The sequence below is a fragment of the Clostridium tarantellae genome (assembly GCF_009295725.1).
Classification (GTDB): domain Bacteria; phylum Bacillota; class Clostridia; order Clostridiales; family Clostridiaceae; genus Sarcina; species Sarcina tarantellae.
Map to the genome: position 1 here is coordinate 1 of NZ_WHJC01000254.1, position 4,928 is coordinate 4,928.

Here is a 4,928-nt window from a genome sequence, read left to right on the forward strand (position 1 = left end):
TTATCTTCTAAAAAATAGTTTGGTGAATAATTCGGGATAAATAAATAATAAAAAAGACAGTAAAATTTTTAAAGGCTAGGAGTTACATTGCTCTTAGCCTTTAATATTTATAATTTTTTATATATCCAAATTAAACTTCAACTTCATAAGTTTAACAGGAATCTCTAAAGAGCTGCATATCTGCTCAACATTCAATTCAGAAAATTCTACATCTCTTATGATATGGTCATCAATTAAAAGCTCAGCAGCAAATTTATCTGCTTCATTTTCATATTTATTTTTAATAAGTAAATTGTTTTCTAAAAATAATCCTATAGATAAATGGGTATGTAGTATAGCATGTCCTAGTTCGTGGGCGAGTATATATTTAGATTCTTTAGTATCTAATGTAGAATTTAAGTGAATAATTTTAAACCCATTGGGGGTTCTTTGAAAGAATCCTTTTATTTCATTTCCTAAATCACTTATCATTATTTTTATATTTAGTAATTCACATAATTCTAATGGGTCATTAGTTTTATGTGAATTAACTAAGTCAGCTACTACTTCTTTAATCATAAGTCATCAGCCTTTCTTTAATTTGTATTTATAATTTACAATTAAATTTTATTCTTTTATTAGTTTACTTAGCGTTTCCTTAAGATCAAGAGTATTTTATTTTTTTTGCATTTGTTCGGCATATTGAAGACCTAGTTTAATAGCATTACTTAAGGCTATTTTACTATCATCAGATAATATTTCACCATTAAGCATAAGCCCATGTTGAGAAAGGATTGAGTCCATAGCATCTTTAACATCTAAATTATTTTCTGTCTTTAAATTTTCTTCATATGATTTAGGATTATTTTCTTCGATTTTAAAATAGTCTTTATTTTCAAAAAAGCTAAAGGGTACATCACATACCTGAGCGATTTGGCTTAATACTTTAAATGCAGGATAGGTCCTACCAGATTCTATATCTCCAATATAACTTTGAGACTTTCCTATATCTTTTGCTAACATAGATTGAGTATATTTTTTTCTTAGTTTATTTGCTTTTAAATTTCTAGCTTCTTTTACTAGCTTTCCTAATTCTTCTTTAGACAAAACCATTAATATCACCTCTTTTATACTTATAAGTTAAATATAACGTTAATTACGATAGGTTGTCAATAATTTCAAGGAAATTAAAGAGAAAAACGTAAAATAATACAATAAATACAAACTTTAAGGATAAATACGTTTATTTAACGTTTGTACATTTTTGGAATAATATGTATACTAATATTAACGATAAAAACGTTAAATTTGGAGGGGTTAAAATGGAGAAATTATTGATTGGGTTACCTTGGTATAAGAAAATAGCTGTACTTAGAGTTATTCAAGGATGGAGTCAAAAGGAAGCAGCAGAAAAGTGTTTAACTCATCAGAAAGTATATTGGGTATGGGAGAAGGGACAGAGATATCCAAGATTAGCTAGTAGAAAAGCAATAGCTGATGCTTATGGGTTAAAAATTGAGGATATATTTTCAGCTTATGATGATGTTGTTATAGCATTATAAATAAAAGTAAAACTATGGTATTTAAAATGAGAATAACACTAGGTAATTGCTAGATTACTTAATATTTAAAAAGTATGTCTAGATAATTTAATAAAAACTAATGGGGGTATTAGGAATGGATATTAACGTTAAAATTACATCACCAGAACTTATGGCAGCTATATTAGCATTAGCTGATGCATTACAAAATCTTAATGTAGGAAATGCTACATTTAAGGAAAGTATTAATGTAGATAAGATAGTTACTGAAGAGATAGAGCAACCTAAAAAAGAAATTAAAGAAATATCTTTAGAGGAAGTTAGAGCAAAGATTGCTTCACTTTCTAAATCAGGTAAGCAAACAGAAGTGAAAGCATTAATTAAAAAGTTTGGTGCAAACAAGTTAACAGAAGTTTCTAAAGAAAATTATGAACAGTTGTTAAAAGAAGCGGAGGAAATATAATGGGTGAAAAAACACATGCTATTCTTTCAGCTGCTGGATCTAAACGTTGGCTTACATGTACACCAAGTGCAATTTTAGAACAAGAATTTGAAGAAGAAAAGAGCATATTTGCTGAAGAGGGTACTTTAGCTCATGATATTTCAGAACTATATCTTTCACTATATTTAGGTATTATAACTAAAGAAGATTTTAATATTCAGTTAAAGAAGTTATGTGAAAGTGAATATTACTGTAGTGAAATGGATGAATATATTAAGGGGTATGTAGATTTCTGTATTGAAAGGATTAATAATGCTAAATCAAAAGGGGAAGATGATGTTATTTTATTAGAGCAAAAGCTTGATTTTAGTAAATGGGTTCCAGAAGGATTTGGAACTGGAGATTTAGTTGTTATTTCAGATAATGCCTTAGAAATAGTTGATTTAAAGTATGACAAGGGTGTAGCTGTATCTGCTAAAGAGAATACTCAAATGATGATTTATGCTTTAGGAGCTATTTATCAATTTGAATGTCTTTATGATATAGAGAAAGTTACTATGACAATATTACAACCAAGATTAGATAGTATATCAACTTATGATTTAACTATAAGTGAACTTTTAAACTGGGCAGAAGAGTACGTTAAACCTAGAGCTAATATGGCTATAAAGGGTGAAGGTAAGTTTTGTGCTGGTGAACATTGTAGATTTTGTAGAGCTAGATATGTTTGTAGAGCAAGAGCAACTGAAAATTTAAAGGTATTAAAACATGATTTTAAATTGCCTAATCTTTTAACAGATGATGAAGTATGTGAAATTTTAATCACAGTAGACCATATACAAAAATGGTGCAGTGATGTTTATGATTATGCCTTAAATCAAGCAGAAACTTCTTCAAAGAAATGGAGTGGCTTTAAATTAGTTGAGGGAAGAAGTAATAGAAAATATAAAGATGAGGGTAAGATTATAGACACTTTAAAAAAAGCTGAGTTTGAAAAAGATAAAATTTCTAAAAGTTCTTTGCTTAGTATAACAGCATTGGAAAAAGTAGTAGGTAAAAAGAAGTTTAATGAACTATTAGGAGAGCTTATTATAAAGCCAATTGGTAAACCTACATTAGTTTTAGAAATAGATAAAAGGCCAGAAATAAATGCTATAAATAATGCAAAAGTAGATTTTAAAAATTAATTTTAATGGGAGTATTTAATTATGAGAGCAAAAAATGAGGGAACTAAAGTTATTACAGGAAAGATAAGAATGAGTTATGCAAATCTATTTACACCAAGAGCCATGGTTGAGGGTCAAGAGCCTAAATATTCATTATGCATTTTAATTCCAAAATCAGATAAAGATACTTTAAATAAAGTTAAAGGAGCTATTGAATCAGCAAAAGAATCTGGAAAGAGTTTATGGGGAGGAAAAGTTCCTGCTAACCTTAAAACTCCTCTTAGAGATGGTGATGAAGAAAGAGCGGATCAGTCAGAATATGAAAGTCATTACTTTATAAATGCAACTTCAAAACAAAAACCTGGAGTAGTTGATGTAGCATTAAATGAAGTTATTGATTCTACAGAAGTTTATTCAGGATGTTATGGAAGAGTATCAATTAACTTTTATCCTTTTAATCAAGCAGGTAACAGAGGAATTGGTTGTGGTCTTCAAAATGTTCAAAAGCTTTCAGAGGGTGAATCTTTAGGTGGTAAAAGCAGAGCACAAGATGATTTTGATGCTATAGAAGATGATGATATTTTAGGATAATTAGCATGAGTATATTATCAATAGATATTGAAACTTATTCAAGTATGGACCTCACTAAATGTGGGGTTTATGCTTACACAGAATCAGAGGATTTTGAAATACTTTTATTAGCTTATGCTTTTGATGATGAGGAAGTTAAGATAATTGATTTTAAATGTGGAGAAAGTATCCCAATAAAATTAAGAGAAGCATTAACAGACAAATCAATTATAAAAACAGCATTTAATGCTAATTTTGAAAGGACATGTTTAGCTAAATATTTAAATGAAAAAATGCCACCAGAACAATGGAGATGCACAGCGGTTCATGCTTTAAGCTTAGGATTACCTCAAAGGTTAGAAAGTGTAGCCAAGTGCTTGAATTTAAAACATCAGAAAATGAATGAAAGTAAAGCTCTTATAAGATATTTTTCAATGCCTTGTAAGGGAACAAAGGTTAATGGAAATAGAATGCGAAATCTTCCCAAACATGATATGAATAAGTGGAATTTATTTAAAAATTATTGTATGAAAGATGTAGAAGTTGAAAGAGAAATTAGAAAATATTTAGATGTTTATCCAATTATAAATTGGTAATATAATCTCTGGTGTTTAGATCAAAAAATAAATGATACAGGTGTTTTAGTTGATAAAGTTCTTATAGATAATGCACTTATTTGTGATAGTGAGTACCAAAAAAAATTAAATAAAGAAGCTATAAGTTTAATAGGTATTCAGAATCCTAATAGTACAGCACAGTTAAAAAAGTGGCTTAAGGCTAAAGGTATAGAAGTAGATACTTTAACTAAGGAAATAGTGAAAAATTTATTAGAAGAAGTTGAAGATGAAGAGGTTAAAGTAATGTTACAACTTAGACAGGAGCTTTCTAAAACATCCGTAAGGAAATATGAAGCTATGGAGAGAGCTATATGTGAAGATAACAGAATAAGAGGATTACTTCAATTTTATGGAGCAAGTAGAACAGGTAGATGGGCTGGAAGGTTAGTTCAAGTACAAAACTTACCACAGAATAAATTAAAGGATTTAGAATTAGCTAGAAATTTACTTAAAGAAGGAAATTATGATTTATTAAATATACTTTTTCACTAGTGTTTAATCTTTGGATTCAAATACCATTGACAAATTTTAATTAGAAAAAAGTTTATAAATTACCAAAAATTTAGACGTGAAAATAGCCGGTAACCTTTGTTTTAATATAATTACCAAAAAC

8 protein-coding genes are annotated in these 4,928 nt (G+C 28.6%); 6 read left to right on the forward strand and 2 right to left on the reverse strand.

Features of this window, described 5'->3' with window-relative positions; all coding sequences use genetic code 11:
- Positions 1–117: 117 nt before the first annotated feature.
- Both GBZ86_RS12645 and GBZ86_RS12650 read right to left on the reverse strand, forming a co-directional pair.
- On the reverse strand, positions 118–558 hold the full coding sequence (locus GBZ86_RS12645) for an ImmA/IrrE family metallo-endopeptidase (protein ID WP_152891194.1): 441 nt from the start codon (positions 556–558) through the stop codon (positions 118–120).
- Positions 559–654: 96 nt separating this feature from the next.
- On the reverse strand, positions 655–1,092 hold the full coding sequence (locus GBZ86_RS12650) for a helix-turn-helix domain-containing protein (RefSeq protein ID WP_152891196.1): 438 nt from the start codon (positions 1,090–1,092) through the stop codon (positions 655–657).
- A 209-nt stretch (positions 1,093–1,301) separates the two neighbouring features.
- On the opposite strand from GBZ86_RS12650, the gene GBZ86_RS12655 reads away from it, so the two are divergent.
- From GBZ86_RS12655 to GBZ86_RS12680, 6 genes are all read left to right on the forward strand, one after another.
- Positions 1,302–1,541, forward strand: a complete 240-nt coding sequence (locus GBZ86_RS12655) for a helix-turn-helix transcriptional regulator (RefSeq protein ID WP_152891198.1) — start codon at positions 1,302–1,304, stop codon at positions 1,539–1,541.
- Positions 1,542–1,656: 115 nt separating this feature from the next.
- The gene (locus tag GBZ86_RS12660) at positions 1,657–1,983 is read left to right on the forward strand and encodes an rRNA biogenesis protein rrp5 (RefSeq protein ID WP_207707451.1); all 327 of its coding nucleotides are present in this window, start codon (positions 1,657–1,659) and stop codon (positions 1,981–1,983) included.
- Positions 1,983–3,149 (forward strand): DUF2800 domain-containing protein, encoded by a 1,167-nt coding sequence (locus tag GBZ86_RS12665; protein WP_152891200.1) that lies wholly within the window; start codon positions 1,983–1,985, stop codon positions 3,147–3,149. The genes GBZ86_RS12660 and GBZ86_RS12665 overlap by 1 nt, the downstream gene beginning before the upstream one ends.
- 21 nt (positions 3,150–3,170) lie before the next feature.
- Entirely contained in the window at positions 3,171–3,719 is a 549-nt protein-coding gene (locus GBZ86_RS12670; protein WP_152891202.1) for a DUF2815 family protein, read from the forward strand.
- A gap of 5 nt (positions 3,720–3,724) precedes the next feature.
- The gene (locus GBZ86_RS12675) at positions 3,725–4,294 is read left to right on the forward strand and encodes a hypothetical protein (RefSeq protein ID WP_152891203.1); all 570 of its coding nucleotides are present in this window, start codon (positions 3,725–3,727) and stop codon (positions 4,292–4,294) included.
- 219 nt (positions 4,295–4,513) lie between these two features.
- Positions 4,514–4,807, forward strand: a complete 294-nt coding sequence (locus tag GBZ86_RS12680) for a DNA polymerase family A protein (RefSeq protein ID WP_152891204.1) — start codon at positions 4,514–4,516, stop codon at positions 4,805–4,807.
- Positions 4,808–4,928 lie beyond the last annotated feature (121 nt).

Coding starts and splice junctions, on each gene's coding strand:
- GBZ86_RS12675 (WP_152891203.1), top strand. CDS start 3,725: ATGAGTATATTATCAATAGATATTGAAACTTATTCAAGTATGGACCTC.
- GBZ86_RS12645 (WP_152891194.1), bottom strand. CDS start 558: ATGATTAAAGAAGTAGTAGCTGACTTAGTTAATTCACATAAAACTAAT.
- GBZ86_RS12660 (WP_207707451.1), top strand. CDS start 1,657: ATGGATATTAACGTTAAAATTACATCACCAGAACTTATGGCAGCTATA.
- GBZ86_RS12650 (WP_152891196.1), bottom strand. CDS start 1,092: ATGGTTTTGTCTAAAGAAGAATTAGGAAAGCTAGTAAAAGAAGCTAGA.
- GBZ86_RS12670 (WP_152891202.1), top strand. CDS start 3,171: ATGAGAGCAAAAAATGAGGGAACTAAAGTTATTACAGGAAAGATAAGA.
- GBZ86_RS12665 (WP_152891200.1), top strand. CDS start 1,983: ATGGGTGAAAAAACACATGCTATTCTTTCAGCTGCTGGATCTAAACGT.
- GBZ86_RS12655 (WP_152891198.1), top strand. CDS start 1,302: ATGGAGAAATTATTGATTGGGTTACCTTGGTATAAGAAAATAGCTGTA.